The following is a 15548-nucleotide window of genomic DNA, read 5'->3' on the forward strand; positions in this document are numbered from 1 at the left end:
AATGAAGCTGAATAAAATTTTAATCCTTGCTGCAATGACATGCTTGCCATTGCAGCAAGCTTTTTCTGCGCAAATTGAAAATGTCAGCGTGCAGGTGGTGGACGTCAACGGCGGCACCAGCCAGATTTTGCTGGATAAAATGAGCGGCAGTATGCAGGTAGTCGCCGATCAGCTTTTTTTGGATAAGGACGCCGATAAGGTGGCCGCCGCCGGCGAGGATTATAAACGCCTGCTGACGGAAATAGGCGACCGCGTTTTTACAGGCTACGAGCTGAGTGGGGTGCGGCTGCAGCCTGGCGCGCAAACTGATATTGTGCTTTATGCCAGACCGTGGAACAGGATTATCAGCCAGCCGCTGGTGGATTTGCAGTTTTCCGGCGTAGAGCCGCAGACGGCGGAGCTGCTGCAGCAGCGGATACCGTCGCTCAAGCGGGAGCTGGAGCAGGCCATCAGCGGCGCGTCCGAGGACGCCGGGGATTGGGCCGGCGGCGTGCTGCGTAAAATGGCGCGGCAGCAGGTGGAAGAACGGCTGCCGGAATTTAAGGCGGCTGTGGACGTGGTGCAGGATAAGCAAAGCACCGTAGTGCAGGTGGTCATTTATCCCGTAGGGCAGCTGGTGAGCAATATTAAATACGAGCTGCGTAGCGAAGCCATTCCCAATATTCTGCTTATGGAGCTGAAGTATAAGTACTTAGCCGAATGCGATAAGCTGCGCGGCTTGCCGGTGGCTTATGTGCAGGCGCATAAGGAGGAGCTGGAGCAAATACTGATGGATAAACTGCTGGCGGAGCAGGCTGTGCAGAATTTTCGTTTACAGCCGTCTGTGCGTTTGACGCCGGGCGCTAATCTGGGCGTCAATATTATGATCAATTCGGACGATTATAAGCTTTGGTTCGAGGGCTACGGCGATGTCGGCCGCGATAAGGATAACCTTTCCGGCAAAGCGCATATAGGTAAGTTTATTTCGCCGCAGGACGAGGCTTTCGGCGAAGCGGAGGTTATTCTGGATGACGTGCAGTGGCGCTTCGGCGCAGGCTATGCCCGTTATTGGGGCAAAAGCGTGTGGAGCTATATGCGGCGAATGCCCGTAGGCGATAACGATTACCGGCTGGAATATAATTTAAGTCCCAAATGGCGCTTGCGGGCCGAGCATTTTTCAGGCGACGACCGCAATGAATTCGGCGTGCGGTACCGCATTCACGAATTTTTGAGCGCCGAGTACGTCTATGGCGGCGATGAATTTTATTTACGAATTATAGGAAATCTGTAGCAATTCTTGAAAGAATGCTTGCAGACTGCTATAATAAATTATATATGTGTATCTATCTAAATTTTTAGTAAAGAAAGTAGGGATTCTGATTATGATGCAGCAATTGCGTAATCCTAAAAATGTAAAACTGGTGTCTCTCTTTGTTGCGGCCATCTTTGTTTTAGGCTGCTTCGCTTTGTCCTTGACGCAAAGCGGCTTTGGCAAAACGGCTTCCGCAGCGTCCAGCGAATCGGCTATCGGCGTAGTAAATTATCAGATGCTGATTTCGCAAAGCCCCGACCTGAAGGGCGTGGACGACGCTATGAAAACGGAAATCGAGAATGCTCAAAAGGATTTTGACGAAAAAAGCAAGGAAATGAACGAGGCCGAAAAGAGACGCTACTATACCCAGATTCAGGAGCGTTTGCAAAATAAGCAGAAGGAGCTCATGGACCCGGTGATTAAGAGCATTGAAGCTACGATTAAAAAAGTAGCCGATAAGAAGGGCTTGTCCGTTGTCGTAGAAAAGAGTACTGTGGTTTACGGCGGCGTGGATATTACGGACGAGGTAGCCAAGGCTTTGCAGTCCGGTAAATAAGGCTTTCGCTAAATTATTGTGTTGTCGTTAGGAGGAGGTTGGCATGGTTGGGAAAACGCTGGGGAAGATAGCAGTCGCCGCGGCAGTAGCCATGCTGATTTCAGCTTGCGGCGCCAGCCGTTTGGGACCGCAGGATAAAATCGCCGTGGTTAATTGGGAAAAAGCCGTCGGCGGGCATCCGCAATACGGCAAGCTCAAGCAGGGCGAGGGCGTGCTCAAGGATTTGCTGGGAAAACGGCAGGGACAGGAAAAGCTGGCGCAGGCGCAGCTGGGAAGTCTGAATAAGCTGCGCAATTTACGGCAGCTCAGCGAGCAAAGCTATTTGACGGCGGACTTTAATACCAGAATGGTGGAGCAGCGGGAAATAGAAAATAAAAAGCTGCAAAGCTTTATCGCCGCAGCCGAGAAGGAAGCGGCAGAGCAGCTGGCTCCGCGTAAAAAGGAAATCGAGGACAGCTATCAGCTGAAAATTTTTAACCTGCGCGCGCTTTTAGAATCCATCAGGCTGAAGCCGGACGAGCGCAAAGCCTTGCAGCAGGAGCTGGAGCAGGCTCAGCATGAGCGCGGCAGTCGCGTGATGGAGCTGGAGCTGGAAAAACAGGCCTTGGTCGACGCCAAGGTTAAGCCTTATGCGGCGCAAATGCAAGCGCGTATGGCTGAAGCGGCGGCCGCTTATCGCAGTAAAATGCAGGCGCAGCTGTCGGATAAGGACGATCGGGACAAGGAGCTGATGAGCGCCGCACCCAAGGCGTTGCAGAACGCATTGGCGATTATGGACCGCGAGATTGCCAAGCAGCAGGATAAGAACGACCGGCTCAAGCAGCAGATTAATAAGGATATTGAAAGCCAGGCCGTGCGTTTGGCGCACGAACGCGGCTACACCATCGTATTTAATCAATATAAGGTTAATCTCAAGGCCGAAGATATAACGGACCTTGTGATAAGCAATTTGAATAAACAATAAAGCAAAGAATATGATAAGCGAGGTTTTGAACATGAAAAAAATAATTGCAGGCTTGCTGGTTGCAGCTTCTATGCTGACCTTTGGCTGCAGCGGCCGCAACGCAGAATTTGGCGTGGTCGATATGAAGCAGGTGGAAACGGAAGCTCCCGTAGTGAAAAACACTAAGGAGGACGTAACCAAGCAGATGAGCGATTTAAAGGCGCAAATGGATAAGGATATGGAAGGCAAAAATGGCGAAGAAGCCGCTAAGATTGCCGAGGATTACGGCGCTAAGGCCAAGCTGATTCAAAGCGAGGCGCAGAATAAGCTGAAGGCCAGCCTGGATACCGCTCTTAATCAGGTAGCCAAGGAAAAAAATTTAGGCGCTATTATGATTAAAGAGGCCGTTCCTCAAGGCGGTACCGACGTTACTAAAGAGGTTATTGCCAAAATGCAATAAAACGCACCCTGAGCGGGCGGGTTGGCCCGTCCGCTTTTCGTGTTCAGTAAATATTTTGCTGGCGCGGTGTATTTGATGGAGGTTTGAAATGGAGAAGAGTGTACAAGAATTAGCAAAATTTTTACATGGCACAGTGGAGCATGATAATCCGGAGCTGAAGATTACCGGCGTAAACGGTCTGGTAGAAGCTGGTCCGCAGGATATATCCTTTGCCGTACCGCCCCATGTGGAGCATTGCCATTTAAGCAAGGCCGGCGTTATGGTGCTCAGTCCTGCTGACCCGGAGCTGGACGGGCGACCGGTTATTCGCGTGGAAAATCCCCGCGCCGCTTTTGCCGCCCTGCTGGAGCTGTTCCGCCCGCAGGAGGATGTGGAGCGCGTAATCAGTCCTTTAGCCTATGTTTCTCCGGAGGCTAAGCTCGGCAGCAACGTGGCTGTGCAGCCCTTTGCCGTCGTAGAGGACGGAGCGGAGATTGGCGACGGCTGCGTGCTTTATCCTCACGCTTATGTGGGCAAGCGCGTAAAAATGGGCAAGGATTGTACGCTTTATCCTAATACTACCGTGCGCGAGGACTGTGTGCTGGGCGACCGCGTAATTTTGCAGTCCGGCGCCGTTATCGGCGGCGACGGCTTTGGCTATATTACCCAGAACGGCAAGCACAGCAAGGTACTGCAGACCGGTAACGTAATTTTGCAGGACGATGTGGAAATCGGCAGCAATACTTGTATTGACCGGGCTACGGTGGACAGCACTATCGTGGGCAAGGGGACTAAAATCGATAATCTGGTACACCTGGGCCATAACGATATTCTGGGCGAGAATTGCCTGGTAGTGGCGCATGTAGGTATTTCCGGCAGCGTAACCGTGGGCAATAACGTAACCTTCGCCGGACAGGTTGGTACTGTGGGACATATTACCATCGGCAATAATTGCGTCTTTGGCGGCAGAACCGGCATTACCAACGATGTGCCCGATAATTCCGTGATGGGCGGCTTCCCTGCTATGCCCATGAAGGAATGGCTGCGCCAAGAGGCTAACGTGCGCAAGGTGGGCGATATGTTCAAGCGCATTAAAGCCTTGGAAAAGGAATTGGCGCAATTGAAAAAATAAACGATGGCCGGCGCGCAAGCAAGTGCCTGAGGCATAGCAGCAGTGCGCGCCGAGCGTGAGGTAAAGTGTTTGGTTATTATACTGTAAAATTTTTTAGCAAATTGATGTGTATTCTGCCGGTATGCCTGCGAAATTTGTTCGCCGCCTTTTTGGGCAGAGTGGCCGTTTTGGTGGTGCCTGCATGGCGTTTGCAGATGGCGGCCGCCAACGTACAGGAATGTTTGGGCGTGGACGCCAAAAGAGCCCGGCAGATAGCCGAGGACAGCCTGCATCGTTTTGGACGTATGGTGGTCGAGGTACTGCGTTTTCCTTTGCTCAATAAGGACAATATTCATGAGCTGGTGCAGGTTGAAGGGCTGGAATATCTGGAGCAGGCCTACGCCGAGGATAAGGGCGTCATTATGTGTACGGGACATTACGGCAACTGGGAGCTCTTGGGCGCTACGGTGGCGCTGCACGGCTATCCCATGCTGTCCATTACCCGTAAGCAGAACAACAGCTATATGGATAAGGCCATCAACGAATTCCGTCAGATGGTGGGGCAGAAGGTAACGTACAACCGCGGCAAGCACGGCTTGCTGGCTATCAGCAGAATGCTCAGGGAAAAGCATCTTTTGGGCGTGCTGTACGATCAGGATACCAACGACGACGGCGTGGAAATTGAGCTGTTTGGCAAGCGATCCATTATACCCTTGGGCGCGGCCGCCTTATCGCGCATTTACGGCTCGCCAATCCTGCCTATTTTTTTACATAATAACGACGACGGCACCTGTACGGCAAAAATCTATCCGCCGCTGTACACGCAGCATACTAAGGATAAACAGCAGGATTTTTACGATGTTACTAAAAAGCTGGTGGACGTTTTGGAACAGGAGATCACAGCCCATCCGGAAATGTGGTTTTGGGTGCATGATCGCTGGAAGGACGGCAAGCAGCGATTTGGCAGGAAAAAATAAATTATAAAAATTATACTAAGGAGGATGAAGATGTCCGAGCAAAATAAAGCAAGGCAGCATACCATCGCCAAAGAGGTTTCCTATTCGGGAATAGGCCTTCACTCCGGCAAGGATGTGCTGATGACCTTTAAGCCGGCTGCCGCCGGGGCAGGCATTATTTTTGTGCGTACCGACCTGCCGGGCAGACCGGAAATTAAGGCGCTTGCAGAAAATGTCAGCTCTACGGTGAAGGCTACAACCTTGAGCGCCAACGGCGCCGAGGTTTTTACGGTCGAGCATTTGATGAGCGCTTTAGCCATGATGGCTATCGATAATATTTATATTGAAATGTCTTCCCCTGAGCCGCCGGTAACGGACGGCAGCGCCAAGGTTTTCTGCGAGCTGCTGGAGAAGGCCGGCCTGCAGGAGCAGGAGGCTGAGCGCAGGGTTTATGCCGTGGACAAAGCGTTTACGGTATATGACGGCGACCGTTACATCGCCGTGCTGCCCTATGACGGCTACAGAATTTCCTTTACCTCTATTAACAAGCATCCCATGCTGGGCACCCAGTATTTTGATATTCTTTTGGATAAGGAAAGCTATCAAAAGGAGATTATGCCTGCCCGCACAGTGGCCTTTACCCATGAGCTGGAAATGCTGCGTAAAATGGGCCTGGGACTGGGCGGTTCCTTGGAAAACGTGGTTGTTTTCGACGAGGATAAGATTCTTTCCGTGCCGCGTTTTGAGGACGAGCTTATCCGTCATAAAATACTTGATGTGATTGGCGACCTGTATCTTTTAGGTCCTATTAAGGCGCATGTTATCGCCGTAAAAACCGGCCACGCATTTAATTCGCAAATCGCTAAGCAGATTCAGGCTTATAGAACAAAGGAGGAGTAAATCATGACCGTTCTGGATATTAACGAAATAAAGAAGATTCTACCCCATCGTTATCCCATGCTGCTGGTAGACCGTATTCTGGAAATTGAACCGATGAAGCGCGCTGTAGGCATCAAAAATATTACGGCTAACGAAATGCAGTTTTTAGGTCATTTTCCCAATGAGCCCATTATGCCCGGCGTGCTGCTGATTGAAGCTATGGCGCAGGTCGGCGGCGTAGCTATGCTGTATCCCGAAGAAAACCGCGGCAAAATCGCCGTTTTTGCTAAAATCGACAACGTGCGCTTCCGCAAGCAGGTAGTGCCGGGGGATCAGGTGGTAACGACTGCCGAAGTAACGAAAATTATGCGCGGCAATATGGGCATTATCCATTGCGAGGGCAAGGTGGACGGCAAGGTAGCCTGCGAATGCGACTGCACCTTTGCCATTATGGACCCGAAAAATTAAAACGCGAGAAAATTATCAAACAAGCAGAAATAAGTAGTATAAGCGAGCTAGACGGCTTATTTTGGATTAAATAAAGAATAAATACCTTTTTCGGCCTGTAAAAAAAGCTTGCTGGCTGTGATTATAGTATTATATTTGAATTTAATTGTTTGATTAATTTTCTGGGGAGTGAAGATAATGAGTTCGATAATAATGCCTGAGAGCGGAATCCATGAAACGGCAATTATTCATCCAGACGCAGTTATTGGGAAGGACGTAAAGGTAGGGCCTTATGCTGTTATAGATGAGGACACCGTTATTGGCGACGGTTGTGTGATTGGCGCTCATGTTACGATTCATAAATATACTACCGTGGGTAAAAACAATCGGTTTTTCCCCGGCTGCTCGATTGGCGCCGTACCGCAGGATTTAAAATTTGTCGGCGAACAGACGCGGACGATTATTGGCGACGGCGGTACCTTTCGTGAATGCTGCACCGTCAACAGAGCCTGCGGCGAAGGTAATGAAACGCGCATCGGTAACAATATTCTGATGATGGCCTATACCCATGTGGCCCATAACTGTATCGTGGGCAATAACGTAATCATGTCCAACGTAGCTACGCTGGCAGGTCACGTTATTGTGGAGGACCGTGCCGTTATCGGCGGTCTGGCTGCTGTGCACCAGTTCTGCAAGATCGGCCGCAACGCTATGGTAGGCGGCATGGCCCGCGCCTCCCAGGATATTCCGCCCTTTATGATTGTAGCCGGCGACCCGGCCTTCGTATCCGGCTTGAACAGCGTGGGCCTGGCACGCGCAGGTATGCCGCAGGAGGAACGCAGCGAGCTGAAAAAGGCTTTCCGTATTCTGTACCGCAGCGGTTTGCCCCTGCAGGAGGCTATTGCTACCATGGAAGCGGAGCTTAACAGCTGCGAGCCGGTAGAGCATTTGATGCGCTTCCTGCGCACTGTAGAGCGCGGCATTATCCGCACTCGCAAGGGCTGATGGCTATGGAGGTTTTAGGCGTACTTTCCGGCGTCGGTCATCTGCCGGTGGAGGTGGCGCGGTCGGCCAAGAGCCTGGGCTACGAGGTTGTAGCCGTAGGCGTGGTTCCCGGTATCGACGAGGAGCTGGCGGACAGCGTTGATTTTTATTACGATATCAATATCGGCAAAATAGGTAAAATTATTTCTACGCTGAAAAAGCATAGAGTGACCCGCGTGACTATGATAGGTAAGGTAACGAAAGAGGTTCTGTACAAGGCAGGCGCTATCGTTCCCGACCTGCGGGCGATTAAAATTTTAGCCAGCGTGCCCGACCGCAAGGACGATACTATTATGAACGCTATCGTTAAGGAGCTGGAGGGCGAGGGCATCGAGGTTATGGACCAGACTGTGCTGATCAAGCCGCTGCTGCCGCAGCCCGGCGTGCTGACCAAGCGCAAGCCTACGGAGGCAGAGCTGGCCGATATGGAATTCGGCTTTGAAATGGCGAAGGCCATCGGCGGGCTGGATATTGGGCAGACTGTGGTGGTGAAAAACCGTGCGGTGATGGCGGTGGAGGCTATCGAAGGCACGGACGCCTGCATTTTGCGCGGCGGTTATTTAGGCAAGGGCGGCGTTATTGTGGCCAAGGCTGCCAAGCCGTCACAGGATCAGCGCTTCGATATTCCCGGCTTCGGCACTAAGACCATGGAATCAATGATTTACGCGGGAGCTACCGGCATTGTCATTGAAGCTGGCAATACCTTGCTTGTAGAGCGGGAAAAAGTAATTTCTTTGGCTGATAAGCACAATATTACTATTCTGGTTAAATAAATATCGTAAAAATTTCGCATTTCTTAGCGGTTGACAGCTTATGTCAGCCGCTTTTTGTGTTATAATATATACTGAATATGTGTAGGTTGTAACGAGGAGTTATTATGGTGAAAATTCTCATATCAGCCGGTGAAGCCTCCGGCGATATTCATGCGGCGGCAATTACTGCTGCCATAAAAAGTATGGACAGCGAGGCGCAGGTCTTTGGCATGGGCGGGGACGCTTTGCGCGCGGCCGGCGGCGAGGTGCTGTTCGATATCAAAGACCACGGCGTTATGGGCTTTGTGGAGGTTATCCGCAAGCTGCCGGATTTGTTCAGGCTGCGCAGCAATTTTGCTAGGGTTATGGACGAGCGCAAGCCCGATTGCCTGGTGATAGTCGATTACCCTGGCTTTAATATGAAGCTGGCGAAGCTGGCCCATGATAAGGGCATACCGGTAGTATCTTATATCGCTCCCTCGGCCTGGGCCTGGAATAAGGGCCGGGCTAAGAGCGTAGCTAAGCTTGTGGATAAGGTGGCCTGTATTTTTCCCTTTGAATACGACGTATATAAAGAAGCTGGCGCACCCGTGGAATTCGTGGGGCATCCGCTGCTGGATATAGTGAAGCCTGCTATGACGCGGGAGGAGGCGGCGGCCTGGGCCGGTAAGGAACCGGGAAAAAAGCTGGTGCTGATTATGCCGGGCAGCAGGCTGATGGAAATAGAAAAAATGCTGCCCACGCTGCTGGCAGGCGCCAGGCTTTTGCAGAAGCAAATGCCGGAGGTGCAATTTGCTATGCCGCGGGCCGGAACCATTCCTTTGGAACTGCTGCAGAGCAAGATTAAGGAGTCCGGCTTAGAGGTTAAAATAACGGAAGGGCATAATTACGATTTATTCAGCGTTGCCGATTTGGCGCTGGCCACTAGCGGCACCGTTACCTTGGAGGCGGCTTTGTGCGGCCTGCCCAGCGTTATCGTCTACCGTACTTCGGCGCTGAACGCTTTTATCGCCCGTTTGGTCATCAACATACCCAATATCGGCTTGCCCAATATTGTAGCAGGCAGGCAGATTTTGCCGGAGCTGCTGCAGGAGGACTTTACTCCCGTTAAATTGGCCGGCACAGCCGCAGAGCTGTTGAACCCTGAACGCCGCCCGCAGTTGGACGCAGATTTAGCGTATATGAAGCGGCGCTTAGGCGAGCCAGGCGCGGTGGAGCGAGTAGCTCAACTAATTTTAAGAATAGCTGAGGAGAAGAAATGAATTTATATTTTCGCGCATTGCAATATATACGCCCCTATATATTCCGCGGCTTGTGCGCCGCTATTTGCACTGCTATCGCGGCGGGCGGCACGGCCTATCTGCCATGGATCATTAAAGATATGGTCGACCAGGTGCTGAAGGAAAAAAATACCGATATGCTTAACTATATCGTCGCCAGCATTATCGTGGTTTTTATTATCCGCGGCTTCGCTTATTACGGGCAAAGCTATTTAATGAATTATGTTGGTCAGCGCGTAATTATCGATATCCGCAAAGCGGTTTTTGAAAAATTACAGCGTTTGAGTTTGAGCTTTTACGATAAAAATAAAACCGGTACCATTATGAGTTATGTAACTAACGACGTTAACGCCCTACAGTCCGCTATGGTAGAAAACGTGGTGGAAATGGTAACGGAAAGCGTTATTTTGATCGCTTCTATTGTGATGATGGTTTATCTGGACTGGCGCTTGTTTTTAGTTACCTTTAGTACCTTCCCTGTCGTGCTGCTGTTTATCGACTGGTTTGGCAAGCGTATCCGCAAATCGGGCAGCCGTATCCAGGAGGTAACGGCCGATATTACTTCCGTTTTGCAGGAAACGGTTTCTTCAGCGAGGGTGATAAAGTCGTTTGTTCGCGAAAATTATGAAATAGGCCGCTTCGAACGCGAAAACCTCAATAACTTCCGCGCGAATATGAAATATGCGCAGCTGTCGGCAACGTTGACGCCGACCATCGAGTTTGTGGCGGCTGTCGGCGTAACCATTATTTTGTGGTACGGCGGCAACAGCGTTATTGACGGCAAGATTACGGCAGGCAGCCTGGTTGCCTTTTTGACTTACGCCGTCAATATTTCCAATCCAATTAAGCGCCTGAGCCGCGTTATCGGCAATATCCAAAAAGCGCTGGCCGCAGCACAGCGCGTTTTCGACGTGCTGGATTTACCGGAAACCATTAAAAATGCGCCGGACGCTAAGGCACTGCCCATGGTAAAGGGCAATGTGAGCTTTAACGACGTTACCTTCGCTTATAATCCCGGCGAGGTTGTATTGAACCATGTCAGCTTTGACGTCAAGCCGGGTGAAATGATAGCTTTTGTCGGGCCTTCGGGCGCAGGCAAATCTACCGTCGCCAGCCTGCTGCCGCGCTTTTACGATGTAACGGAAGGTAGTATTACTATCGACGGGTACGATATCCGCGGCGTGACGCTCAATTCCCTGCGTGAGCAGGTGGGCATTGTGCCGCAGGAAACGGTGCTGTTCAACGGCAGCGTGTACGATAATATTTTGTACGGACGCTTAGACGCTACCAAGGAAGAGATTGAGGCTGCGGCCAAGGCGGCTAACGCTCATAATTTTATTATGGAGCTGCCCGACGGGTACGAAACTATGCTTGGCGATCGCGGCGTTAATATTTCCGGCGGGCAGCGTCAGCGTATTTCCATCGCGAGGGCTATTTTGAAAAACCCGCAAATCCTTATTTTGGACGAAGCGACCTCCGCCTTGGATACGGAAAGCGAGCGCGTAGTGCAGGAAGCATTGGATAGGCTGATGATTGGCAGAACCTCCTTTGTTATCGCTCACCGTTTGTCGACAATTAAGAACGCCGATAAAATTATGGTTTTGGAAAAAGGCTGCCTGGCGGAAGTGGGTACACACGACGAGCTGATGGCCAAGGACGGCTTGTACGCTCATTTATATAAAATTCAGTATCGCAGCAAAGAAGCCGATTAAGGCGAAAAGAGGTCAGTAAATGTATTTTCTGTATAATATTCTCATTTTAATAGTGCTGGTAGTTTTTGTAATACCTTACTACACCTATCGCCTGTTTACGGAAAAAGGTTTTGCGCTGCGGTTTAAGCAGCAGGTCTTTGGGCGTATTAAGCGCGAAGAGATAGCTAAGGTTATGCGCAAGGACTGCGTATGGATTCACGGCGCGTCCGTAGGCGAAATCGTTGCTACCAGCCCGCTGGTCAAGCAAATCCGTAAGGAAATGCCCGACCGTCCGGTTTTGGTATCCGCCTTTACCGTAGGCGGTTACAATATGGCGAAGCAAATCATTCCCGAAGCGGACGCTATTATTTACTTCCCGCTGGATTTGCCCTTCGTGGCCGAATCCTTGGTCAAGCTTGTACATCCCGGCGTTTTTATGCCGGTAGAAACGGAGCTGTGGCCTAATTTTCTGCGGGCTATCCGCGAACGGCATATCCCCGTAATGATGGTCAACGGGCGTATCTCGGAAAAATCGGTGAAAAATTATAAGTACCTTTACGGTATCTGGGACGATATGTTGAATACCGTAACGCGCTTTTGCATGCAGTCCAGCATCGACGCCGATTATATTGCGCATTTGGGCGCCGAACGCAAGAAGATTTTTGTTACCGGCAATACTAAATTCGACCAGACGTATGCTGAAGTAACGCCTGCGGATTTGGAAAAATACCGTTTGGAATTAGGATTAAGGAACGATTACCCGATTATCGTCGCCGGGTCCACGCATCCCGGTGAAGAAAAGATTTTGCTGGAATCCTTTAAGGCGGTGCGGGAAACTTATCCTCATGCCCGTTTGGTAATCGCTCCGCGTAAAACGGCTCGTGCCGACGAGATTGCCAAGCTGGCGGCGCATTACGGTTATGAAACAGGTTATCGTTCTAAAATGCTGGAGCAACAGGGGGAGCGGGCGGAATATCCGCTGCTGCTTATCGATACTATCGGCGAGTTGGGACGCATTTACGCCGTAGGCGACGTAGTTTTTGTCGGCGGGTCTTTCAGTAATACCGGCGGGCATAACGTGCTGGAACCAGCGGCGCATGCCAAGCCGATTTTAGTTGGCCCCAGTATGCAGAATTTTAAAGATTCCTATGCCCTGTTAAGCAAGGTGAAGGCTTGCAAAATGGTGCATAGCAAGGATGAACTGACCAGCGAAATATTGGATATTCTGCAGAACGGCGAACGCCGGGCGCAGATGGGCGCGGCTTCTTTGCAGGTTATTAAGGAAAACCGCGGGGCTGACGTGCGCAGCATCCGCTATTTAAAGGAATTGCTGGAGCTGACTGCAGTGCCTGCGCGCGAATACTCCGTTTACCCGGTTAATACGCGCAACCTTACGGACGAGGGCGGCGCGCGTCTGCGCCACGGCGATGCTGTGATTCAATATATTTATCGAATCGCTTACGGGCCGGAAACGCCGTTTATGGGCTGGCTGCTGCTGTCCCTGCTGCGGGGGATGTCCTATTTGTATGAATTCGGCGTCTGCTGTAAGCTGAGCCTGTATGAATCCGGCATTTTAAAAGGTGAAAAGCTGAACTGCTGCGTTATTTCCATCGGTAATATTACTGTCGGCGGCACAGGCAAAACGCCCACGGCGCAAAAGGTAGCGGCCATTATCAAAGCCATGGGCTACCGCGTGGTTATCCTCAACCGCGGTTACCGTTCCCATTGGGGTAAGGAGCTGGGCGTAGTGTCCGACGGGCAGAAAATTTTTATGACGGCCTACGAGGCGGGCGACGAAGCTTACCTGATGGCTAAAACATTGCCCGGCATACCAGTTATTATCGGTAAGAACCGCGCCGTTACCGGCCGCTATGCTGTTGATAAAATGAAAGCGGAGGTCATCATCATGGACGACGGCTACCAGCATTGGCAGCTGGAGCGCGATTTGGATATGGTGCTGGTGGATACGCTGAATATGTTTGGCAACGGTTGCGTGCTGCCGCGCGGCACCTTGCGCGAGCCTTTGCAGAATCTGGCGCGCGGCGATTTGTTCCTGCTGACCAAGACGGATCAGAGCAGTAAGCTGAACCGGCTGCAGCTGCGCAATATTATCGCTAAATACAACGCTAAAGCCCCTGTGGTGGAAAGCGTGCATCATCCTAAAAATTTTGTGGAAATTGCCGATTGGTATAAAGGCATTTCCGAAAACTTTAAAGAGCTGGACGAGCTGCGCGGCAAGGACGTTATGGTCTTTTCCGCTATCGGCAATCCGTCCTCCTTTGAACAGACGCTGTCCAGTATCGGCCTGAATATTTTGGAGTCGGTGCGTTACCCCGACCACCACGATTACGGCATGCTGGAAATGCAGTACATTAACGAACGCGCCAGCAGCTTAAAGGCTGTGGCCATGATCGCTACGGCGAAGGACGCCGTTAAAATTCCTACCGAATTTATTTATTCAACCCGCGAAATACCGTTGTATATCCTGAATATGGATATCTGCATTACCGAGGGAATGGATAAGTTCAAAGAATATATTAATAATGCCATTAAAAAGGAGCTTGATAAATAATGAAGGTGTTATGTGTCATTCCTGCCCGTTACGCTTCGACCCGACTTCCGGGCAAGCCCTTGTCTTTGATTGCAGGTAAGCCGATGATTCAGCGCGTTTATGAGCGTGCCTGCCAGGCCAAGCTGCCGGATGAGGTAGTGGTGGCTACGGATAACGAGCTGGTGCAAAAGGCTGTGGAAAGTTTCGGCGGCAAGGTTATGATGACCTCGCCCGACCATCCCAGCGGTACCGACCGTTTGGCCGAGGTGGTGCTGAGCTATCCTGACGCCGACGTTATCGTTAATGTACAGGGCGACGAGCCCATGCTGCCGCCGGAGGTTATCGACCGCTTGGCAGAAGCTTTTGCGGATGAGAATTTGCAGATGGCAACCTTAAAAACCGCTATGCGGGAAGAGGAATACGATAATCCGGCCGCCGTTAAGGTTGTAACTGACTTGAACGGCTATGCGCTGTATTTTTCCCGCAGCCTGCTGCCCTATCCCCGCAAAAAGCCGGAGAATTTCAAGGTATTTAAGCATGTGGGCGTTTACGCTTACCGCCGTGGATTTTTGCTGAAATACGCCGCTTTGGCGCCGACGCCGCTGGAAAGAGCGGAAAGTCTGGAGCAGCTGCGCGCGTTGGAAAACGGCTATAAAATTAAGGTGTTGGAAAGCGATTTTCAAGGCATCGGCGTAGATACGCCAGAGGATTTGGCGGCAGTCAACGAGCTGTTTGCTAAAATGAATAAATAAAGGAGGCTGACCATGCAGATAGTTAAAGTTGGAAATTATGAGGTAGGACAGGGTCATCCTCTGATGCTGATGGCAGGCCCCTGCGTCTTGGAGGGCTATGAGCGCAGCCTGATGATCGGCCAGCGCACGAAGGCTATTTGTGAAAAGCTTGGCATCCCCTATGTGTTCAAGGCTTCCTTTGACAAAGCCAACCGTTCTTCCTATGCCTCCTTCCGCGGTCCCGGCATTGACGAGGGCTTGAAAATTTTAGCTCAGATTAAAGCGGATCTGGGAGTGTCGGTGGTAACGGATATTCACGAGCCCTGGCAGGCAGAAAAGGCCGCCGAGGTAGTAGATATTCTGCAAATTCCGGCTTTCCTGTGCCGTCAGACCGATCTGGTATGGGCCGCGGCGAAAACAGGCAAAACCGTGAACGTAAAAAAAGGTCAGTTCCTTGCACCCTGGGATATGAAGAATGTCGTAAAAAAGGTGGAGGAAGCAGGCAACCGTAACCTGCTTTTGACGGAACGCGGCGCCAGCTTCGGCTATAATACGCTGGTGACGGATATGCGCGGTCTGGCGATTATGCGCGAGCTGGGCTACCCCGTAGTGATGGACGCTACTCACAGCGTACAGATTCCCGGCGGGCAGGGCACTTCCAGCGGCGGCCAGAGCCAGTATGTGCCCCATATGGCGCGGGCAGCTGCGGCTGTGGGCATTGACGCCCTGTTCTTAGAGGTACACGATAATCCGGCAGAGGCTTTGTCCGACGGACCCAATATGGTGCGTTTGGACGCTTTGGAGAAGCTGCTGGCCGACGTTTTAGCTATTGATAAAATTGTGCGCGGTTAAGCTGTGGAAAGGTGGCGGCAGATAT

15 protein-coding genes are annotated in these 15548 nt (G+C 51.3%); all 15 read left to right on the forward strand.

Features of this window, described 5'->3' with window-relative positions:
- Position 1 precedes the first annotated feature (1 nt).
- The 15 genes from Q4E64_RS07925 (at position 2) to kdsA (ending at position 15523) form a co-directional block, all read left to right on the forward strand.
- Positions 2–1270 (forward strand): hypothetical protein, encoded by a 1269-nt coding sequence (locus Q4E64_RS07925; protein WP_303167288.1) that lies wholly within the window; start codon positions 2–4, stop codon positions 1268–1270.
- A gap of 94 nt (positions 1271–1364) precedes the next feature.
- Entirely contained in the window at positions 1365–1847 is a 483-nt protein-coding gene (locus tag Q4E64_RS07930) for an OmpH family outer membrane protein (RefSeq protein ID WP_366935941.1), read from the forward strand.
- A 43-nt stretch (positions 1848–1890) separates the two neighbouring features.
- Positions 1891–2811 (forward strand): hypothetical protein, encoded by a 921-nt coding sequence (locus Q4E64_RS07935; RefSeq protein ID WP_303167290.1) that lies wholly within the window; start codon positions 1891–1893, stop codon positions 2809–2811.
- A gap of 31 nt (positions 2812–2842) precedes the next feature.
- Positions 2843–3250: an OmpH family outer membrane protein gene (locus tag Q4E64_RS07940; protein WP_303167292.1), complete on the forward strand. Its 408-nt coding sequence runs from the start codon at positions 2843–2845 to the stop codon at positions 3248–3250.
- A gap of 88 nt (positions 3251–3338) precedes the next feature.
- Complete coding sequence (gene lpxD, locus Q4E64_RS07945) at positions 3339–4361, forward strand: UDP-3-O-(3-hydroxymyristoyl)glucosamine N-acyltransferase (RefSeq protein WP_303167294.1); 1023 nt, start codon at positions 3339–3341, stop codon at positions 4359–4361.
- Positions 4362–4426: 65 nt separating this feature from the next.
- Positions 4427–5317: a lysophospholipid acyltransferase family protein gene (locus tag Q4E64_RS07950; protein WP_303167295.1), complete on the forward strand. Its 891-nt coding sequence runs from the start codon at positions 4427–4429 to the stop codon at positions 5315–5317.
- 30 nt (positions 5318–5347) lie between these two features.
- Entirely contained in the window at positions 5348–6196 is an 849-nt protein-coding gene (gene lpxC / locus Q4E64_RS07955) for a UDP-3-O-acyl-N-acetylglucosamine deacetylase (RefSeq protein WP_303167296.1), read from the forward strand.
- A gap of 3 nt (positions 6197–6199) precedes the next feature.
- Entirely contained in the window at positions 6200–6643 is a 444-nt protein-coding gene (gene fabZ, locus Q4E64_RS07960) for a 3-hydroxyacyl-ACP dehydratase FabZ (protein ID WP_293553956.1), read from the forward strand.
- Between the two features lie 192 nt (positions 6644–6835).
- On the forward strand, positions 6836–7627 hold the full coding sequence (gene lpxA / locus Q4E64_RS07965; protein WP_303167300.1) for an acyl-ACP--UDP-N-acetylglucosamine O-acyltransferase: 792 nt from the start codon (positions 6836–6838) through the stop codon (positions 7625–7627).
- A 5-nt stretch (positions 7628–7632) separates the two neighbouring features.
- The gene (locus Q4E64_RS07970; protein ID WP_368501549.1) at positions 7633–8439 is read left to right on the forward strand and encodes an LpxI family protein; all 807 of its coding nucleotides are present in this window, start codon (positions 7633–7635) and stop codon (positions 8437–8439) included.
- A 104-nt stretch (positions 8440–8543) separates the two neighbouring features.
- The gene (gene lpxB / locus Q4E64_RS07975; protein ID WP_303167304.1) at positions 8544–9680 is read left to right on the forward strand and encodes a lipid-A-disaccharide synthase; all 1137 of its coding nucleotides are present in this window, start codon (positions 8544–8546) and stop codon (positions 9678–9680) included.
- Complete coding sequence (locus tag Q4E64_RS07980) at positions 9677–11410, forward strand: ABC transporter ATP-binding protein (RefSeq protein WP_303167306.1); 1734 nt, start codon at positions 9677–9679, stop codon at positions 11408–11410. Before lpxB ends, Q4E64_RS07980 begins: the two co-directional genes overlap by 4 nt.
- A 19-nt stretch (positions 11411–11429) precedes the next feature.
- Entirely contained in the window at positions 11430–13961 is a 2532-nt protein-coding gene (gene lpxK, locus Q4E64_RS07985) for a tetraacyldisaccharide 4'-kinase (RefSeq protein ID WP_303167307.1), read from the forward strand.
- The gene (gene kdsB, locus Q4E64_RS07990; RefSeq protein ID WP_303167309.1) at positions 13961–14692 is read left to right on the forward strand and encodes a 3-deoxy-manno-octulosonate cytidylyltransferase; all 732 of its coding nucleotides are present in this window, start codon (positions 13961–13963) and stop codon (positions 14690–14692) included. The genes lpxK and kdsB overlap by 1 nt, the downstream gene beginning before the upstream one ends.
- Positions 14693–14704: 12 nt before the next feature.
- Positions 14705–15523: a 3-deoxy-8-phosphooctulonate synthase gene (kdsA, locus tag Q4E64_RS07995; RefSeq protein ID WP_303167310.1), complete on the forward strand. Its 819-nt coding sequence runs from the start codon at positions 14705–14707 to the stop codon at positions 15521–15523.
- Positions 15524–15548: the final 25 nt, after the last annotated feature.

Origin of the sequence: Phascolarctobacterium sp. (genome assembly GCF_030531065.1) — a bacterium.
Taxonomy (GTDB): domain Bacteria; phylum Bacillota; class Negativicutes; order Acidaminococcales; family Acidaminococcaceae; genus Phascolarctobacterium_A.

Excerpts from the sequence above, each read along its gene's own strand:
- lpxB (WP_303167304.1), top strand. The coding sequence starts at position 8,544 with ATGGTGAAAATTCTCATATCAGCCGGTGAAGCCTCCGGCGATATTCAT.
- Q4E64_RS07970 (WP_368501549.1), top strand. The coding sequence starts at position 7,633 with ATGGAGGTTTTAGGCGTACTTTCCGGCGTCGGTCATCTGCCGGTGGAG.
- Q4E64_RS07925 (WP_303167288.1), top strand. The coding sequence starts at position 2 with ATGAAGCTGAATAAAATTTTAATCCTTGCTGCAATGACATGCTTGCCA.
- Q4E64_RS07935 (WP_303167290.1), top strand. The coding sequence starts at position 1,891 with ATGGTTGGGAAAACGCTGGGGAAGATAGCAGTCGCCGCGGCAGTAGCC.
- kdsA (WP_303167310.1), top strand. The coding sequence starts at position 14,705 with ATGCAGATAGTTAAAGTTGGAAATTATGAGGTAGGACAGGGTCATCCT.
- kdsB (WP_303167309.1), top strand. The coding sequence starts at position 13,961 with ATGAAGGTGTTATGTGTCATTCCTGCCCGTTACGCTTCGACCCGACTT.
- lpxA (WP_303167300.1), top strand. The coding sequence starts at position 6,836 with ATGCCTGAGAGCGGAATCCATGAAACGGCAATTATTCATCCAGACGCA.
- lpxC (WP_303167296.1), top strand. The coding sequence starts at position 5,348 with ATGTCCGAGCAAAATAAAGCAAGGCAGCATACCATCGCCAAAGAGGTT.
- fabZ (WP_293553956.1), top strand. The coding sequence starts at position 6,200 with ATGACCGTTCTGGATATTAACGAAATAAAGAAGATTCTACCCCATCGT.
- Q4E64_RS07930 (WP_366935941.1), top strand. The coding sequence starts at position 1,365 with ATGCAGCAATTGCGTAATCCTAAAAATGTAAAACTGGTGTCTCTCTTT.
- Q4E64_RS07980 (WP_303167306.1), top strand. The coding sequence starts at position 9,677 with ATGAATTTATATTTTCGCGCATTGCAATATATACGCCCCTATATATTC.
- Q4E64_RS07940 (WP_303167292.1), top strand. The coding sequence starts at position 2,843 with ATGAAAAAAATAATTGCAGGCTTGCTGGTTGCAGCTTCTATGCTGACC.
- lpxK (WP_303167307.1), top strand. The coding sequence starts at position 11,430 with ATGTATTTTCTGTATAATATTCTCATTTTAATAGTGCTGGTAGTTTTT.
- lpxD (WP_303167294.1), top strand. The coding sequence starts at position 3,339 with ATGGAGAAGAGTGTACAAGAATTAGCAAAATTTTTACATGGCACAGTG.